Annotated in this window: 14 protein-coding genes; 2 read left to right on the top strand and 12 right to left on the bottom strand. The window is 36.9% G+C overall.

What is annotated here, in order from left to right:
- Positions 1–2: 2 nt before the first annotated feature.
- From JZO71_RS01170 to JZO71_RS12510, 3 genes are all read right to left on the bottom strand, one after another.
- Complete coding sequence (locus tag JZO71_RS01170; protein WP_206897777.1) at positions 3–452, bottom strand: hypothetical protein; 450 nt, start codon at positions 450–452, stop codon at positions 3–5.
- Positions 453–503: 51 nt separating this feature from the next.
- Positions 504–1,175: an LCP family glycopolymer transferase gene (locus JZO71_RS01165; protein WP_206897776.1), complete on the bottom strand. Its 672-nt coding sequence runs from the start codon at positions 1,173–1,175 to the stop codon at positions 504–506.
- Positions 1,176–1,752: 577 nt separating this feature from the next.
- Complete coding sequence (locus JZO71_RS12510) at positions 1,753–1,881, bottom strand: hypothetical protein (protein ID WP_067481724.1); 129 nt, start codon at positions 1,879–1,881, stop codon at positions 1,753–1,755.
- Between the two features lie 356 nt (positions 1,882–2,237).
- On the opposite strand from JZO71_RS12510, the gene JZO71_RS01160 reads away from it, so the two are divergent.
- Positions 2,238–2,564 (top strand): GIY-YIG nuclease family protein, encoded by a 327-nt coding sequence (locus JZO71_RS01160; protein WP_206897775.1) that lies wholly within the window; start codon positions 2,238–2,240, stop codon positions 2,562–2,564.
- Positions 2,565–2,769: 205 nt separating this feature from the next.
- Here the strand turns inward: JZO71_RS01160 and JZO71_RS01155 are convergent, their stop codons facing one another.
- From JZO71_RS01155 to pcrA, 9 genes are all read right to left on the bottom strand, one after another.
- Positions 2,770–5,649 (bottom strand): DEAD/DEAH box helicase, encoded by a 2,880-nt coding sequence (locus JZO71_RS01155; RefSeq protein ID WP_206897774.1) that lies wholly within the window; start codon positions 5,647–5,649, stop codon positions 2,770–2,772.
- An 11-nt stretch (positions 5,650–5,660) separates the two neighbouring features.
- Positions 5,661–5,807: a hypothetical protein gene (locus tag JZO71_RS01150; protein WP_206897773.1), complete on the bottom strand. Its 147-nt coding sequence runs from the start codon at positions 5,805–5,807 to the stop codon at positions 5,661–5,663.
- A gap of 526 nt (positions 5,808–6,333) precedes the next feature.
- Positions 6,334–7,704 (bottom strand): 23S rRNA (uracil(1939)-C(5))-methyltransferase RlmD, encoded by a 1,371-nt coding sequence (gene rlmD, locus JZO71_RS01145; RefSeq protein ID WP_242590336.1) that lies wholly within the window; start codon positions 7,702–7,704, stop codon positions 6,334–6,336.
- Positions 7,705–7,821: 117 nt separating this feature from the next.
- Positions 7,822–8,865, bottom strand: coding sequence for a diacylglycerol kinase (locus JZO71_RS01140; RefSeq protein WP_206897772.1), 1,044 nt, complete (start codon positions 8,863–8,865; stop codon positions 7,822–7,824).
- Positions 8,866–8,875: 10 nt separating this feature from the next.
- A complete protein-coding gene (gatB, locus tag JZO71_RS01135) occupies positions 8,876–10,306 on the bottom strand; it encodes an Asp-tRNA(Asn)/Glu-tRNA(Gln) amidotransferase subunit GatB (RefSeq protein WP_206897771.1) in 1,431 nt (476 codons plus the stop codon).
- Positions 10,303–11,775: an Asp-tRNA(Asn)/Glu-tRNA(Gln) amidotransferase subunit GatA gene (gene gatA, locus JZO71_RS01130; RefSeq protein WP_206897770.1), complete on the bottom strand. Its 1,473-nt coding sequence runs from the start codon at positions 11,773–11,775 to the stop codon at positions 10,303–10,305. The genes gatB and gatA overlap by 4 nt, the downstream gene beginning before the upstream one ends.
- Entirely contained in the window at positions 11,775–12,080 is a 306-nt protein-coding gene (gene gatC, locus JZO71_RS01125; RefSeq protein ID WP_067484390.1) for an Asp-tRNA(Asn)/Glu-tRNA(Gln) amidotransferase subunit GatC, read from the bottom strand. The genes gatA and gatC overlap by 1 nt, the downstream gene beginning before the upstream one ends.
- A 99-nt stretch (positions 12,081–12,179) precedes the next feature.
- On the bottom strand, positions 12,180–14,222 hold the full coding sequence (gene ligA / locus JZO71_RS01120) for an NAD-dependent DNA ligase LigA (protein WP_206897769.1): 2,043 nt from the start codon (positions 14,220–14,222) through the stop codon (positions 12,180–12,182).
- Positions 14,223–14,237: 15 nt separating this feature from the next.
- Positions 14,238–16,475: a DNA helicase PcrA gene (gene pcrA / locus JZO71_RS01115; protein ID WP_206897768.1), complete on the bottom strand. Its 2,238-nt coding sequence runs from the start codon at positions 16,473–16,475 to the stop codon at positions 14,238–14,240.
- A 164-nt stretch (positions 16,476–16,639) separates the two neighbouring features.
- Between pcrA and JZO71_RS01110 the strand changes: the two genes are divergently transcribed.
- A complete protein-coding gene (locus tag JZO71_RS01110) occupies positions 16,640–18,175 on the top strand; it encodes a ClC family H(+)/Cl(-) exchange transporter (RefSeq protein ID WP_206897767.1) in 1,536 nt (511 codons plus the stop codon).
- Positions 18,176–18,341 lie beyond the last annotated feature (166 nt).

Here is an 18,341-nt window from a genome sequence, read left to right as displayed (position 1 = left end):
TCCTATACGTTTGTTTCAAATCGTGTACCACATTTTTTACAAGTTACTCGAATTTTCCCACGACCTTGTGGAGCACGTTGCTTTTGTTGGCAATTTGGGCAAGAAAAGTACGTGTACGTTTGGTAAGCCGTTTTCTTATTTGTCTTTGTTTTTCTTTTGGTGACTGTTTGAAAAAAGTTGCTTATCGTTCGCCATTTTTTAAAAAAACGTTGATTTTCATTCAATCTCGGATAAATTTTAGTTGATAAGAAACGATAGAGCAAAACTCCTAAAAATAATAAAGATAATACTCTACCAGACCCGTAAGGTAACCAGCGACTTAACAAACTAAACAGAAGCGAAAAGATTAGTAAAAAGCGATTCAATTCGTCAAATTTTGCATATCTTCCTTTCATGAGTTGTTGATATTTTTGATACATTTTAATCATTCGTTGTAACCAAACTTGGGCCATTTTCTCCTCCATTGACTATTTAATAGAATAAAAAGTGCAAAAGGAAAAGCCCTAATTGGCTTTTCCCATAGTTACTTGATGCAACATGTTTCGATTTCTCGTAAAATCGATGACGATCACTTTTTTCTCTTCAGCTCGCTTGACCACCCGAAACGTGTCTGCTAAAGGTAGTGAAAGTTTTCGCGATGGTAATTGTTGGACTTGTAAATAACGATGAATCAGTGACAAAATCTGCGGAAATTGAATAGACGTCTGCATCAGATTAGGATACTTTTTCAAAAGTTGTGTGGTTCTCAAAAGATTTCTTTTTTTGCTCAGTCGTTTCAAAAAACTTTTCAAAATCTTTTGTTGCCGTTTGAAAATCGAAAAAGAATCTTCCTCATCGACTCGGTAACGCATCTGATGTTGCAGCTCTGTCGGACTTAAATGTAGGATACCCTCCTCAGTTTCCACATCAAGACCTGTTGGAAATAAATCTGTGGTTACTCGATCCCACTCTGCTAACGAGATTTCGATAAACTCTTTGACTGGTAGGTCAAGCTCCTTTCCAAAAAAATCTAGGATAGCTGACATGCCTTTTGTTTGATAAACTTCCCCTAAGGTTAATCCCTCTAAATGGAATTCTGGTGAAAAATGCAGTAACGTTTTTTCTTGATTTAATTGAACATAAATAAAAGTGGAACGTTCAACTGATTCATCTTTTAAAACAACTAAAAAATTCATTTTTCTCCTCCTTTACTTCCTTTTTAAAATAGCATACTTCTGCTAAAATGTCAGACAGATTCTAGGATTTTTCCAAAATTTTATTTTTTCGTAATGAGTTGCTAAAGAGCAATAAAATCCTCTTTTACTTATGAAAAAACTCACTCATTTAATCAATATAGAGAGTGAAACAAATAATTGCTTCAACCTCTATTACTCTTTCCAACACTGATGATGCTATTGGTTCACCTACACCAAGGATTGACTTTCGCATTCCCCAAGCAAAAAGGTTCCTAATCAATCTGATTTATCGATTCAGCTTGTTGGTGAACGAGTTGGTTTTGATTCCACCAGTTAATTGATTAACACGCTTAAAAAAACGGAGTATACAACCAAAAATTTTTGCAACCTTTATTAAGAATGTTCAAAAAGATTTGGAGTCAATGAGTACTTTCAAGAAGTAAGAAAATTTGTGGCCGAGTGCTCCGCCAATTTTGAGCATATTCTACTTACTTTTTAAAGGAATAAGTTTCCAATCTGTTTATACAAAAAAGGAGTTATGACAATTAAATTGTCATAACTCCTTTTAATTCGCCGATTACTTATTAAAGATTTTAGGTCCTTTACGCATGTTTCGGCGATCATTTTTAGGCGTATCTTTTTGTTCTGATCTGCCTCCGCCTTGTTTCTTTTTAATCAATTCTAACATTTTTTCTTTTGAATTCATTTTTATTCCACCTTTATTTATCCTGCAACAGTAGCAACTTTCTCCTTGTTTAATATACAATAAAAAACAAGTAAAATCATTCTTTTTTTTGGTGTGGCTAAAAAAAGAAGTACAAATCAATCAACTACGCGTGTTGCTGACATATCGTGACTCTTACAATTAGCCTTAAGAACAGGCAATCCCCTACTAATTTTCAGCTTATAATAAGACCTCGTGGTACTACCACAATTAGTACAAAAGACATTCTTGACGCAAATTATTTCCCCTTTCCTCTATAAGTAAAAGAAGTTTAGAACCTCATGATTCCATTTTATGCTATACTTAAACGAAATAGCTATCGCGAGGTTGTGAAAATAATGGATAAAAAAGAAATGAAAATGGCTTACCGAGAACGTGAGCAAATTGGTGGTATCTACAAGATTTCCAATACCAAATCTGGAACGTTCTGGCTTGACTACGCTCAAGATGTTTTGAAAGTCGAAAATCGCTTTGAGTTTATGAAGAAGATGAATCAGCCATTTTCACTGATAATAGCTGCCGAATGGAAGGCTGATGGAAAAGATGCCTTCTCATTTAAAATCATTGAAACGATGAAAAAGAAACCTGAACAAAGTGAAAATGAGTTTAAGAAAGATTTGATTGAACTGCTAGAACTAAAAAAAGAAGAATTAGCTCAGAATTAGACTCTCGGCAGACCTATATTTTTTTGATTGGCTCTTCATCAAATGATATTAGTGAGTATCAAACTTGAAAAATCAATTCTAGAATCCATTCAAGCAATCAGCTTGGGTGGATTCTTTTTTGCATTCGTTTGATTTTTAAAAATCAAGACCTGGATAATATAAATTCTAGCTCGTAAGTCATAGTAATTGTGATATTCGAATTACTTTATTGTTTATCAAAAACTGCTAAAGTCTTATCTACAACTTCTGACTTGAGAGATCTATACATTTTTTTATCTCCAATTATATAGAATTCTTCCTTGGCTCGTGTAGCTGCTACATTCATCAAATTAGGCTCAGAAACAGCCCAACTCGCAGCACCTTTTTCTTCAAAACTTGCACCTAAAACAAGGTAGACAACAGCTGCTTCTTTCCCCTGAAAAGTATGAACTGTACCTATATTTGTCTTTTTAAAGTCCTTAATTCCACTCAAATATTTCTTCAGCTGCTCTACAATATTTTTAAAAGGAGAAATCACATAGATGCTTGGCTTCGTTTCTCCTGAGTTCTCTGTTCGTTTTAAAATGTCATTTTTCAAACGTATTGCCTGTTCTTCAACAAATTTGTTATTAGACTTCCCAACGATATCAATCCAGCAACCTTTACCTAGTTGAGACTTTTCCCTTGCAAGCACCATCTGCCCCCCATAAGAAATCTCATTTGAAATGCTGAACATTGGATTCGAGCAACGACGATGAACCCAAAGCGGAATCCCAATCCATTCATTATTTGTCTTCCGATACCCAAACTGACTTGCCTCATCTACAAGAGTCTGAACAGATGAATAGCCGTTCACGACATTTTCGATGTTTTTTGAATTAGCAGACTGTGAAGCAATTAATCCGATAATACCAGTGCTCAATGATACAACTGGTGTTATCTGTGCCGGATCTCCAACTGCCATAATTCGGCGACTTCTAAATATTGCCCCAATTGCTGATTGTGGTGTGGCTTGCCCTGCCTCATCAATAAATAGATTTGCAATGGAGCCAACTCCCATGTCTTTAAACATTCTACCAAAGCTAGCAAATGTAGTACTTACCACAGGAATAGCAAAGTTTATCCAACTCCATGCCAATGAGATAAGATACTTCTTTTGAGGAATGGTATAATCTTGCATTCTATTCCAAATATTCACGCTAGCCTTTAAGCTTTTTCTGTTTTCATATAAAAACTGCTTTCTTACAGCTATTGCAGCAATAAACAATTTAGATTGTTCAATACGGTATTGTTTATTGAACCAGGGATTATCTTGTTGTAAATCTGCATATGACTGTGATAAATCAAGCGGCTTAAATTTAGACTCTTTTATTTCTTTTTTTAAAGAATCTACTTTATATTTTAAATCCTTTAAGGCATCTTCATTTTCTTGTTTCCAGGAATTAAATGAAATATCTATTCGTTCTTTGTCAACAATATAAGTTTCCTGCTCTTTTTTTAATTTTGATGCGTTGTTATATTCAACCTCATAAGTTTTTTTCAAAAAGTTTTGTTCATCGAGTGAATTTGTTATTGAACTAGATATCATTGCCCACTGTTCTGTATACGCTTTGGCGGAACGATGATGAACGATTTTTAACAGCCAAAATGCAAATGGTTTCTGCTGTTTCACTGCCTCCATGTTCAATTTTAATAATTCCATGTTTTTCGCGTGGAGTGCCATATCATTCTTAATTGATGCTACGTTAGCATTGTGTAATTCAACCGACATTGACAAAAAATCAATTTTTTTCTGTAACCTCTTAATTTTCTCTTCTTTCTCGACTTCTCGTTTAGGAAGTTCTTCATGAAATATCTTTTCTGTGGACTTTTGCCTCTCCTGTAAATTCAAAAACTTCTTATGAGTATTCGCTATCACTTGCGCGTTCTGTCTCAAAGTTTTAACAAGATTATATTGTTTAATAAAATCGGTGTATATATTTTTATTTGATACAAAATCTTCCGAACATAATTCATCAGACATCTGTTTAACAATTTCAATCATTTTTTTTATATTTGTTTTCTTACCACCCTCCGTTGCAAATGTGCCCCAATTTTCATCAGTCGGTTCATTATTACTTATATCTGTAAAATAATCGACTGATAAAACATCATTCAAAAATTGTTTATCTATTTTTTCTTGCTGCGGCAGTTCATTCACAATGTTTTGAACTGCTCCATTATTAGAACTCGCAACAACAATATTTTTATCAGCGATACAATCTTTTAATTTTGCAATCTTGCCTTTTTTATAATACATTTCTGTTTCTTCGATATGCCTGTCTTTTAAACCACAAATCTCACTTGCTTGTTGAACAATTAATTCAGCAAAAACATCCTTGAGAAGCGTTGTTTTCCCTGTTCCTGGAGGACCGTTAACACCACTAATATCATTTTTATCATTAAGTGCCACGTTCACAGCTATTTGTTGCATTAAAGAGAGTGGATGATCCGGATTAGATGGAAAGCGGCCCAAAGGATCATTCTTGGGTTGAAGAATTTCAGCAATTTCTTCTTTATTAAAATTTTTAGATTCCTTATTGCTATCTAAATTAATTTTTTCACCTAAAAAACCGAATAAATATCGATTTAAGTTATCCGAATCAAATCTTTTAGCCAACTCTAAATCATCGATATAGAAAGAATGTAAAAAAGGATCGTTCTGTGTTATATCACTCTGAATTTCATAATAGTTTTGGCTAGACCACTGTACTTCTCGCGCCACTAATTGAGACATTCCCTTTTCAAAATCATGTTCAAATAATTCGGCTAAGTGACTACTTATCTGGTCCTCTATTTCAGAAATGTCAGCTGGGAGTTTCCCTTTACGATGCGCATATCCACTCATTGTGTAAAATGATGAATGATCGACTAGCTTAAAACTATCTTGATTAACCATGAACGTTACGCAATATGTAAATTTTTTTGTCTTATTATCCTCTCTATACTCATCAACAAGATGAAATTTATCAGACAAATCATTGATTAATTCTTCAAATTTAAAGACATCAAAGAAAAGAGTAAATCCAGCATCGCTTAATTGTTTCTCGGATTTCTTTTGATACATTTTAAGATCATTTAACTTTTCAGTAAAAAATGAGGTCCAATTTTCACAATATGGTGGTAATTGTACCTTACATTTTCACCCTTTTTTAAATCAATATCTCCTGCTGAAAACTGCTCTATGGTAATCCATGCATTTAATATCTTTTGTTTTATATCCATGTGGCCACTCCTTATCCTATTTTTTTCATCAATCCAAGTATATTGTAACATGGATATCTTTATGAACCATTACCAACTAATCACTGTCATTTCCTAATAGTCAAAACTACCATTCAAACAAATAGTTTTGAGAGAATACAAAAGAGCGATTCGAGAATTATCCCGAATCGCTCAAATCATTAGTATATCAACGCGCCACTCGAGTAAACAATGCCACCAACTTCCACATAACTTGACATGATAAAATTGATGTCTTTTGGCATTTTGGGTTGTTGCTAGTATATAGGAATTGTTCCAAAGAAATTTTTGTATATTACTAGTTTGTGGGAACATATTTCAGCGGTAACAGCTCCTCTATTAAGGGAATACATTAGTCTTCCCTCCAAATACTTTATAAGTATACCATTTTTAAATCAGTGATCTATTTCCTAACAAACAAAAAAAGAGATTTTAAGCAAGATTCTCATCTCGCCTAAAATCTCGATTATCATAAAAACATTTATATCAAGCCTTTTACAACCTTACTCTACTTCTTCTTTGTTAGTAACGCCACCAACTCCACATGATGCGTTTGCGGGAACAAATCAACAGGTTGCACTTTTGTTGTTTCATAACCTGCTTCTGCAAATAATTTTGCATCACGCGCAAAAGTTGCTGGATTACATGAAATATAGACGATTCGAGAAGGATTCATTTCAATTGCTGATTCAATGAAACTTCCATCTAGTCCTTTACGTGGTGGGTCAACCATAATAACAGAAGGTTTAACTCCTTTATCTTGCCACTTCTTCATTGCTTTCTCAGCTTTTCCTACTTCATAATGAGCGTTTTCGATTTTATTAGTTAGTGCGTTAAACTGTGCATCTTCAATCGCTTCAGAGATGATTTCCATTCCATAAACTTCCGCCACACGATCAGCTAATGATAATCCAATGGTACCAATTCCTGAATAAGCATCGATTACAACATCTTCTTTGTTCAAGCCTGCAAAATCAATCGCCGTTTGATAAAGATATTCTGCTTGCTGTGTATTGACTTGATAAAATGATTTCGCAGAAATTCGGAAAGTCTTACCTAATAGTTGATCTTCAATGTAATCTTTTCCAAATAAAACAACTTCTTTTTTACCAAAGATGACATTTGTTTTCTCTTTATTGATATTTTGAATGACTGAAACAACTTCTGGTAACTCTTCATGAATTACTTTAGCAATCTCTTTTGCTTTGAAGAATTTTTCTTTACGTGTCACTAAAACAACCATCATTTCATGTGAATAATGTCCACGACGAATAACGATATGACGAATTTGTCCTTCGTTTTTAGCTTCATTATACGCACGAACTTGGAAACGTTCTAAGATGTCACGCACAACAACGATTGCTTTATCGATTTCTGGATCTTGAATATAAAAATCTGTAATCGAAACTAAATCATGGCTGTTTTTCTTATAAAAACCAGTGGCCAAATGGCCATCAATTTTACGAACAGGAATTTGTGCTTTATTTCGGTAAGCAACTGGTGAAGCCATCCCTACTACTGGTAGAACGGGTACTTCGGGTAACTTCGCAATTTTTTCCATCACATTTTCAACTTGGTGTTGTTTGAACACTAATTGTTTTTCATAACTCAAGTGTGCAAGTGGAGCGATACCTGTACGAATCAACGTTTTGTCTTCAACAGGTTGACGATCTGGTGAAGTTGTTAACCATTTTTCGACTTTTGCATAGCCAAATTTATTTCCCGCCTTTAAGACAAGTACTTCAACTTCTTCTCCAGGCAACGCATTTTCAATAAACAACGGGTAGCCATCAATTTTAGCTACGCCCATTCCTTCATAACTCAAATCAATAATTTTTACGGTATAACGTTCATTTTTTTTCACTGTTTGTTCGCTCATTATTTACTCCTTTAGCTTCTTACTTTTCTAGTTCTGACTCTACTATAAATTATTGTTTTTCACAACAACTAAAACCGGCACTGACCTAGGTTCCTAGTATCAGTACCGGTTGTCTGTCTATTTTTCCTCGTCAGCGATCTTACCATCACCGTCAATATCTTCGTCTGTTAATCGTTCGACTTCTTTCACGAATTCTTTGCCAACTTCTTCGAATTCTTCTTCCTCTACACCCGTAATAGCGGCATCGGGAATCTTGTCCGTATTCGCAAAAAATTCAATGTGTTGATGTAAATTAGAGAAATGCATTGGTGCATCGCCACCATATTCACCATCTAAGTTGATCATCACAGGACGATTTGTATCATCTTCCGTTTCAACATACAATTCACTTGTCTTTGTATAAATCACACGATGATCTTCGACGTGACGTCCGCCATTCAACATCAGTGCTGCAATGTGTAAAATTTCAAAAATATTGGCTGTCTTGACAATAATCAATGAAAATTTCCCATCGTCAAGCTTTGCATCCGGAGCAATTTGCTCAAAGCCACCGACTGAATTCGTTAATCCTAAGAAAAACATGGACGCATTGCCAATATACTCCCCTTCATCATACTTCAAACGCATTTTGATTGGCTTCACTCGAGGTAACATCTCTGCTCCTTTTGCGAGATAAGCCAAGTAACCAAAAATACTTTTTAGTTCAGATGGTACTTCATAAGTTAACTCCGTTAAATAGCCACCTGCTGCAATATTGATAAAGTAACTGTTTTCGGCATGGCCAATGTCCATTTTGACCGTCTGATTTTTTTTGATGACTTCGGCAGCTGCCTTAATGTTATCACGAGGGATTTTTAGTGCTCGTGCATAATCATTCGTTGTTCCAGCTGGGATAATCGCCATTTTAGGTCGTTTCTTCAATGGTGCGATTCCATTCACAACTTCATTGATTGTTCCATCTCCACCTGCTGCTACAACCAAGTCAAAGCCTAGTTTTCCGACTCTTGTTGCTTCGTTTTTTGCAGAGTTTTCTTCGGGAGTTGTTGCATAAGCACTTGCTTCATAACCTGCATCTTCCAGTGCTTGAAGAATATCAGCGAGGTTTTTTTTCAGCAATTCTTTACCTGAAGTTGGATTATAAATGACACGTGCTTTTTTCATGATTTTCCTCTTAACGTTTCGTCAATTCATCTTTTAGTAGTTTGTTCACAACACCTGGATTTGCTTGTCCTTTTGTTGCTTTCATGATTTGTCCTACTAAGAAGCCGACTGCACGATCCTTTCCGTTTTTAAAGTCTTCAACAGATTGTTCGTTATTATCTAAAATTTCATTGATAATTGGCAGTAATTGACTTGGATCAGATAGCTGAATCCATCCATTAGCTTCAACGACTCCTTGTGCGTCGCCGCCTTTTGCGATCAATTCACGGAACACTTTTTTCGCGATTTTTGAACTGATTGTTCCATCAGCGATCAAACGGATCATGCCTGCCAAGTTCTCTGGTGTCAATTGTGTTTCTGCTAATTCTAGTTTTTCACTATTCAAGTAGGCGGAAACTTCACCCATCAACCAGTTAGAAGCTTGTTTTGCATCTGCGCCATTTTCTAGAGTTGCTTCAAAGAAGTCAGACATTTCTTTCGTTAACGTTAAGACCATTGCATCATACTCAGGTAACCCAAAGTCACTGATGTAACGTTGGCGACGTGACGCAGGTAATTCTGGCAACGTAGCTTTAACACGTTGAATCCATTCATCATCAATCACAAATTTTGGAATATCTGGTTCTGGGAAGTAACGATAATCACTTGATCCTTCTTTGACACGCATCAAAATTGTTTTATTCGTTGTTTCATCAAAACGGCGAGTTTCTTGTTGGATTTCGCCACCAGAAAGTAAAACTTTTGCTTGACGTTTTTCCTCAAAAGCTAGTCCTTTTTTCACAAATGAAAGTGAGTTCAAGTTTTTTAATTCTGCTTTTGTTCCAAATTCTTCTTGTCCATAAGGGCGTAAAGAAATATTGGCATCACAACGCATAGAACCTTCTTCCATTTTCACATCACTCACTTCAGTGAACTGGATGATTGAGCGCAATGCTTCAAGATAAGCATATGCTTCTTCTGGTGAACGCATATCCGCTTCTGAAACAATTTCGATTAGTGGTGTGCCTTGACGGTTTAAGTCAACGTATGAATAACCACCGATACCGTGCATGTTTTTCCCAGCATCTTCTTCTAAATGAACACGTTCGATTCTGATTTTTTTCTTTTGTCCTTCAACTTCAATCTCGATCCAACCATCGTGACCGATTGGTTGGTCAAATTGTGAAATTTGGTAAGCTTTTGGATTATCAGGATAGAAATAGTTTTTGCGGTCAAAATGTGTATCTTTTGAGATTTCACAATTCAACGCTAAAGCTGCTTTCATTCCAAACTCTAAAGCTGCCTTGTTCATTACTGGTAGCACACCAGGGTAACCCCAGTCAATCACGTTCGTATTGCTGTTAGGTTCTGCTCCAAAATGCGCAGGCGCTGGTGAGAAAATTTTAGAATTTGTTTTTAATTCAACGTGGACCTCAAGTCCAATGACTGTTTCGAAGTTCATTCGCCTTGCCCCCCTAGAATAGCAGGTTGTTGCTTATGAAGTTCAGTTGCTTGTTCAAAAGCATACGCTGCTTGATACATTGTTTTTTCTTCAAAATAATTACCGATTAGTTGTAAGCCAACAGGAAGGCCTTCTGAAAGCCCAGCCGGAATTGACATACCAGGAAGGCCTGCTAAGTTCACAGGAATCGTTAAAATATCACTCATGTACATCGTAATTGGGTCATTGATATTTTCACCGATGCCAAATGCCACGGTTGGTGAAGACGGTCCAATGATTAGATCATAATCAGCAAAAACTTTTTCAAAGTCTTGTTTGATTAACGTTCTTACTTGACCAGCTTTCTTGAAGTAAGCATCATAATATCCTGCACTCAATGAGAATGTTCCTAGCATAATCCGACGTTTCACTTCGTCACCAAAGCCTTCTGAACGTGAGTTAACATACACATCTTCTAAGTCTTTCACATTTTCAGAACGGTAGCCAAAACGAATACCATCGAAGCGTTGTAAGTTTGAACTTGCTTCAGATGAAGCAATGATATAGTAAACTGCTACGCCATATTTTGAATGTGGTAAGCTAACTTCTTCGACCGTTGCGCCTAATGAACGGAATGTTTCTGCCGCTTTCAACACAGCTTCTTTAACACCAGGTGCTACACCTTCACCAAGATATTCTGTTGGCAAAGCAATTTTCATTCCTTTGATCTCACCAGTCAAGCCTTCAGCAAAGTTAGGTACAGAAACACCTGATGATGTCCCATCTTTTTCGTCATAACCGCTGATTGCTGTTAATGCTAATGCATTGTCTTTAACAGTTCTTGTCATTGGTCCAATTTGGTCTAATGAAGAAGCAAATGCAATCAACCCAAAACGTGAAACACGTCCATAAGTCGGTTTCATCCCAACGATTCCGTTAAATGCAGCCGGTTGGCGAATACTTCCACCTGTATCGCTTCCCAGAGAGACAGGAATTTGCCCAGCAGCAACTGCTGCTGCAGAACCACCTGATGAACCACCGGGTACTTTAGAATGATCCCAAGCATTTTTTGTTTTCTTAAAGTAAGAAGTTTCTGTACTGCCGCCCATAGCAAATTCATCCATGTTTAGTTTACCCACAGGAATCATATCTGCTTGATATACTTTATCCATCACTGTTGCATCATAGATTGGGTCAAAATTATAAAGGATTTTTGATGCAGCTGTTGTTAACAAATCTTTTGTTACAATGTTGTCTTTAATCCCAATTGGAATACCTGCTAACACATTGTTTTCATCAATCCCTTTTTCATCTAATGCTTTTGCTAATTCAAGTGCTTTTTCTTCATTCAATGTAATAAATGCTTCGATTTCTGGTTCTGTTTCTTTGATACGTTCAAATGTTGCTCTCATTAGATCTTGTGCAGTGATTTCTTTAGAAACAAGCATATCATGCAATTCTTCTAATGAACGGTTGTATAATTCTGTCATTACGCACCAGCCTCCCCATTATCAATAATTGCGGGTACCTTAATGAAACCATCTTCAGATTCTGGCACATTTTTTAATAATTCATCGCGACTCCAACCTGCTTGTGCACGGTCTTGACGCATTACATTCACTGTTTCTACCACGTTTGATGTGAATGGAACACCTTCTGTATCTACTTCTTCAAGCATTTCCACCATATCAATGATCTTACCTAATTGGTCTGTAAAACTTGCAAGCTCTTTTTCATCAAATGCAAGTTTTGCTAATTTGGCAACGTGTTTGACTTGTTCTTCACTAATCGCCATACTACCCCTTCTTTCTTAAACGAGTTAAAAACTTTGCTCTCTATTCTACCACAAGTGTGCAACCTCTGAAATTATTTATTGAAATTTATCTGAAAAAGCTTAATTTTCGACTTCCACAGAATGACTTTGAGCTAACGCTTCTGCCATCTTCTCTTCTGTCCAGATTTCAATTCCTAGTGATTCTGCTTTTGTCAGCTTACTTCCAGCTTCTTCACCTGCTACAACGATATCTGTTTTTTTTGAGACACTTCCAGTTACTTTCCCACCAAGATTTTCAATCGTTGCTTTCGCTTCTTCTCGCGTAAATTGAGTCAACTTTCCAGTCAGGACAACTGTTTTATCCTTAAACGGTGATTCAACTTCAGCTAGCTGTTCCAATCGAATACCTTTATATTCAAAGTTGACCCCAGCAGTCTTTAATTCATCCATCAATTCATGTACTTCTTCATTACTAAAGTAGGTCACGATGCTGTCTGCAATAATAGATCCCATACTATCAAGCGCAACAATTGATTCAAAATTGCTTTGACTGATTGCCTCTAAATTACCGAAGTGCTCGGCCAAAATTTTCGCCGCTTTTGCTCCGACATGTCGAATTCCCAGGCCAAAAATCAAACGTTCAACGGAATTTTCTTTACTATTGGCAATTGCCGTTAAAATATTATTCGCTGCTTTTTCTTTGATCTTATCTAACGTCAATAATTCTTCCTCTGTTAACTTATATAGATCTGCAACATCTGCGACTAACTTTTTATCATACATTTGTTCAAGTACTCTTGGACCTAAACCTTCGATATTCATTGCATTTCTGGAGACAAAGTGATTGAGCCCTTCTTTCATTTGCGCTGGGCATTTTGGATTGATACAGCGAAGAGCCACTTCTCCATCCAGATGGACTAACTCACTTTCACATTCAGGGCAATACGTTGGCAATGGATAAGGTTCACTATCTTGTGGTCGTTTGTCCTCAACCACTCGAGCCACTTCTGGAATGATATCTCCTGCTTTGTAAATCAATACTGTATCATGCAGTCGAATATCTTTCATTTTGATGTAATCCCCGTTATGCAGGCTAGCCCGACTCACTGTCGTTCCCGCAACACGAACAGGAGTCATGACTGCTGTTGGTGTAACGACACCTGTTCTCCCCACAGTCCATTCAATTGTTTCAATGATTGTTTCGACTTCCTCAGGTGGAAATTTATACGCAGTCGCCCAACGTGGTGCTTTGACGGTGAAACCAAGCTGATCTTGAAGTGAAAAATCATTGACTTTCACTACAATTCCGTCAATTTCATAAGGTAACCCAATTCGTTGGTCATGAAATTTTTCAATATATGTCCAAACTTCTTCAATTGAGTGACACAACTGTGCTTCATGATTTGTGTGAAAACCAAGTTTCGCCAATTCTTGCAAAGCTTCGTACTGCGTCTTTGCTTTCATTGGCCCAAAATCTGCTACAGTGTACAAAAAAGTATCCAAGTTACGTTTAGCTGCAATCTTTGAATCCAGTTGTCTTAATGAACCAGCGGCAGCATTCCGCGGATTAGCAAAAACATCATGCCCCGCAGCTTCTCGCTTTTCATTCAATTCGACAAATGATTTTTTTGGCATAAAACATTCACCACGAACTTCGATTGAAACCGGTTCATTCAAACGTAATGGTACAGAACGAACTGTTTTCACATTTTCAGTAATGTTTTCACCTACAGTTCCATCACCACGAGTGGCCCCACGAACGAATAGGCCATTTTCATAGCGCAAAGAAACAGAAAGTCCATCAATCTTCAGCTCACAACAATAATCCACAGGATGACCAATCGCTTTTTGCACACGTTGATCAAAGGCAAACAATTCTTCTTTGTCAAAGACATCATTCAAACTATAGAGTGGAATATCATGTGTGACTTTCTCAAAGCCCGCAAGAATACCGCCACCTACTCTTTGAGTTGGTGAGTCTACAGTGATTAGTTCCGGATAATTTGCTTCGATTGCTACTAATTCTGCATAATTTTTATCGTAAACAGAATCTTCTACCGTTGGCTGATCTTCTACATAATATTCTCGGGACCAACGATTTAGTTGTGCACGCAGCTCTTCTGCTCTTTTTGTTGCGTAATCAATCGTCATCTCTTGTGTCATCATTTTCCTCCACTATTAAACTTTTTCAATTGGTGCAAATGCCGCTAATAACCGTTTGACTCCTTGTCCTTGAAAAGCAACATCCAATTCAAGATCTGCAGCTTTCCCATTTACTCGAACAACTGTCCCTGTGCCCCACTTCTTATGTTTGACTTTGTCGCCAGCTTTCCAGCTATTATTTTCGCCACCCGTCGCTGTTTTTGATGAAACAGTCGTCACTTTTGGCTGTTGATAGCTAGATGTAGTAGTTCTCGTCGTAAATGGTGAAGTTTTATTTGGTGTTGGTCGCATTCCTTGAGTCTCTAATAACTCTTGATCAATTTCGTCAATAAATCGTGAAGGACGATTATATTGCGTTCGGCCATATAACGTTCTCGAAAAGGCATTGGTCAAGTATAAGACTTCTTCAGCTCTAGTAATCCCTACATAAGCTAAACGGCGTTCTTCTTCAAGTTCACTTTCTTCCATCAACGCACGAGAAAGTGGAAAGACACCTTCTTCCAGTCCAATCAAAAAGACTACTGGAAATTCCAATCCTTTAGCTGCATGTAACGTCATTAAAGTCACTTGGGTTGTCTCTTCTTCTAAACTATCGATATCTGAAACCAAAGCTAGATCATTTAAGAAAACTGTTAATTTTTCTTCAGGTGCATCTGCCATTTCTTCATTTTGTTTTTCAAATTGTTTATCGAATTCTTGCGTAACACTTAAGAATTCTTCCAAGTTTTCTAGTCTAGCTTGTGCCTCAAGTGTATTTTGGATCTTCAATTCTTCTTGATAGCCACTGCGTTCCAGGACTTCTTTCGTTAAGTCCGTAACAGATAAGTAAGGAACCATTTGTGTGACTTCATCAATCATCGCTCCAAATTCTGCTAATTGTCGACCAGCTTTCCCACTAATATTTGCTAAGTCCACGTTTTGAGCTGCTTCTAACAAAGCCCATTCATGAATTGAGGCAAATTGACGCAACTTATCAATGGAACCAGGGCCTATTCCTCGCTTAGGTGAATTGACCACTCGTTCAAAACTAATCGAGTCTTGTGGATTGGCGATCACATTAAGATACGCCAAAATGTCTTTGATTTCTTTTCGATCATAGAATTTGTGTCCGCCAACCATTTTATAAGGTATATTAGCTTTTAACAGCGTTTCTTCCATTACACGTGATTGCGCATTTGTTCGGTATAGTACCGCGAAGTCACCGTAATCTCGACCATTTTCACGCATTTCCTGTTGCATTTTTTCAATGACAAAACGTGTTTCATCACGTTCATTATCGCCACGATAGTAAGTGATTTTAGCGCCTTCTTGGTTTTCAGTCCATAGATTTTTTGGTTTGCGGTTGGTATTGTTTTCAATCACTTGATTAGCCGCATCCAAAATTGTTTTGGTTGAACGATAATTTTGTTCAAGTAAAATCACACTCGCATCCGGATAATCTTTTTCGAAGTCCAAAATATTTTGCATGTCTGCACCACGCCAGCCATAGATACTTTGATCAGCATCTCCGACAACACACAAATTACGGAAGCGTCCTGCTAGCAAATTGACTAATGTATATTGGGCATGGTTGGTATCTTGATATTCATCCACGTGGATATATTGGAATTTATTTTGATAATACGTTAGTGAGTCCGGATGTTCCTTGAACAAACGAATCGTATTCATAATCAAATCATCAAAATCCATGCATTGATTGTATTGCAATTCTTTTTGATAAGCTCTATAACACTTAGCAGCAATTTCTTCATAATAGCTACCTTGCATTTTTTCAAAGTCTTCAGGCATTTGCAACTTGTTTTTGGCTTGAGAAACAGTCCCCAAGATTCCACGGGGATCGTATTTTTTTGGGTCAATATTAAGTTCTTTTAAAATACGTTTCATCAAGGTAAGCTGCTCGGAAGAATCAATAATCGTAAAATTTCGATTGTACCCAATAAAATCAACATCTCTTCTCAAAATACGCACACACATTGAGTGAAATGTTGAAACCCAGACATCTTCGCCACCAAATTCCAAAATTGCGTTCACACGCTCTTTCATTTCTTTTGCGGCTTTATTGGTAAAAGTAATCGCTAGGATATTCCAAGGATTCACTTCTTTTTCTTCAATTAAATAGGCAATTCGATGCGTAAGTACGCGGGTCTTCCCACTTCCTGCACCCGCCATCAATAACAGTGGTCCTTCCGTATGAAGAACAGCCTCTTTTTGGCGAGGATTCATCCCCTGTAATAATTCTTGCTTGGATGACATTCACAACATCCTTTCTTTTATCAATCTCATCAATTATAGCATTTTACCACTCTTCATTAAACTAGCTAGCTGAAAATCATCAGAATTTCTGAAACAATTTTTTTGCGGCTCGTCAGAGCACCAATTTCATGCTAAAGTAAAGGAAAGTGAGGGATAAGTTTACTATGGAAAAAAGCTTTAAACGAATAACATTCGATGACACACGTATTCTTTTCATTTTAAAAGGGATACTTGTCGGTTTATTTGCGGGTCTCGTGGTTAGTTTGTTTCGATTAGGGATTGAAACACTAAGCAAAAAAATCCAATTTTTATATCAACAAAGTCAGAAAACACCCAGCATTCTCTTTGGCTTATTACTTTTTTCAGTGGTTGCTGCTTTTTTAGTTGGTCAATTGATCAAGCGTGAACCTGCAATCAAAGGAAGTGGGATTCCCCAAGTCGAGGGACAATTACAAGGTGAATTAACCTATCATTGGTTTTCTGTTTTGTGGAAAAAAATGGTTGGCGGAATCCTTTCTGTGGGATCAGGTCTATTCTTGGGTCGGGAAGGCCCTTCAATCCAATTAGGAGCAACGGTGGGACAAGGCATGAGTCAACTTTTCCATTCATCTAGTTCCGAAGAGAAAATTTTGATTTCAAGTGGTGCTAGTGCTGGTTTAGCCGCAGCGTTTAATGCACCTGTTGCTGGATTGCTATTTGTCATTGAAGAGGTTCACCATTCATTTTCGCCTTTAGTTTGGCTGACTTCTTTTACTTCAGCAATCGTCGCAAATGCTGTTTCACTTTATTTTTTTGGACTGAAACCTGTACTTTATTTAGGGGCACTGCCTTCTTTACCTTTTCATTATTATGGTGCTTTGATTGTTTTAGGAATTATTTTAGGACTCCTTGGTTTTATGTATCAAAAAACATTGCTCGCTTTGCCGCGATTCTATAAAAGAGTCCCCTTACCTGAGTATTATCATGGACTTGTGCCTTTCCTTTTAGTCTTACCGATAGGCTACTTTTGGCCAACGATTTTAGGTGGAGGTAATCAAATCGTCGTCCAATTGGGACAAATTACGCCACCACTTCAAGGAATTATTTTATTACTAATCATTCGCTTTGTTTTCTCCATGGTTTCATATGGTGGTAATTTGCCAGGAGGGATTTTCTTGCCCATTTTGACACTAGGCGCTCTGATTGGTAGTCTGTATGGACAATTGCTTGTTCTTTATTTTGGAATGGATCCTGTTTTTGTGAAAGATTTCGTTGTGATTGCTATGGCAGGTTACTTTACAGCAATCGGCAAAGCACCTTTGACTGCAATTATCCTTGTGACTGAAATGGTTGGCTCCCTCAATCATTTGATGCCACTTGGTGTTGCTTCTTTGGTTGCCTATATCGTAAATGATTTATTGGGTGGGCATCCGATTTATGAATCTTTACTTGAACGACTAATTGGTAGTCAACCCAAGCAATTATCTGGGAAGAAAACAACTTTTGATTTTCCCGTTACAGCTGAAAGCCAACTAGATGGTATGATGGTTCGTGATTTTAATTGGCCTAAAAATATGCTGCTTATTTCAATTTATCGAGGAAAAAAAGAATTGATTACACACGGTGATACAGTAATGAAGGTTGGAGATATTCTAGTCATTTTGACAGATGAAGCAAATATGGTATCAATCAAAAAAGAAATCAAGATGAAATCTAATTAGCATTTCATCTTGAAACGAGTGAGTATGAATTTTTTATTCATACTCACTCGTTTTTTTATACATAGTTGATATCGATTACTAAAAACTAAAATTTTGCCAAGTTCACCTCAATAAATGCCTAGTCTATTATTTATTTTTTGAGGTGGTTTCGATTATTCTCGTTTCT

Origin of the sequence: Candidatus Enterococcus courvalinii, from assembly GCF_017315945.1 — a bacterium.
GTDB classification, from domain to species: domain Bacteria; phylum Bacillota; class Bacilli; order Lactobacillales; family Enterococcaceae; genus Enterococcus_B; species Enterococcus_B courvalinii.
This window is presented reverse-complemented; position numbering and strand designations above follow the sequence as displayed.

Bases quoted from the DNA above. Each gene is read 5' to 3' on its own strand.
- JZO71_RS01170 (WP_206897777.1), bottom strand. From the start codon at position 452: ATGGCCCAAGTTTGGTTACAACGAATGATTAAAATGTATCAAAAATAT.
- JZO71_RS01165 (WP_206897776.1), bottom strand. From the start codon at position 1,175: ATGAATTTTTTAGTTGTTTTAAAAGATGAATCAGTTGAACGTTCCACT.
- JZO71_RS12510 (WP_067481724.1), bottom strand. From the start codon at position 1,881: ATGAATTCAAAAGAAAAAATGTTAGAATTGATTAAAAAGAAACAAGGC.
- JZO71_RS01160 (WP_206897775.1), top strand. From the start codon at position 2,238: ATGGATAAAAAAGAAATGAAAATGGCTTACCGAGAACGTGAGCAAATT.
- JZO71_RS01155 (WP_206897774.1), bottom strand. From the start codon at position 5,649: ATGTATCAAAAGAAATCCGAGAAACAATTAAGCGATGCTGGATTTACT.
- JZO71_RS01150 (WP_206897773.1), bottom strand. From the start codon at position 5,807: ATGGATATAAAACAAAAGATATTAAATGCATGGATTACCATAGAGCAG.
- rlmD (WP_242590336.1), bottom strand. From the start codon at position 7,704: ATGAGCGAACAAACAGTGAAAAAAAATGAACGTTATACCGTAAAAATT.
- JZO71_RS01140 (WP_206897772.1), bottom strand. From the start codon at position 8,865: ATGAAAAAAGCACGTGTCATTTATAATCCAACTTCAGGTAAAGAATTG.
- gatB (WP_206897771.1), bottom strand. From the start codon at position 10,306: ATGAACTTCGAAACAGTCATTGGACTTGAGGTCCACGTTGAATTAAAA.
- gatA (WP_206897770.1), bottom strand. From the start codon at position 11,775: ATGACAGAATTATACAACCGTTCATTAGAAGAATTGCATGATATGCTT.
- gatC (WP_067484390.1), bottom strand. From the start codon at position 12,080: ATGGCGATTAGTGAAGAACAAGTCAAACACGTTGCCAAATTAGCAAAA.
- ligA (WP_206897769.1), bottom strand. From the start codon at position 14,222: ATGACACAAGAGATGACGATTGATTACGCAACAAAAAGAGCAGAAGAG.
- pcrA (WP_206897768.1), bottom strand. From the start codon at position 16,475: ATGTCATCCAAGCAAGAATTATTACAGGGGATGAATCCTCGCCAAAAA.
- JZO71_RS01110 (WP_206897767.1), top strand. From the start codon at position 16,640: ATGGAAAAAAGCTTTAAACGAATAACATTCGATGACACACGTATTCTT.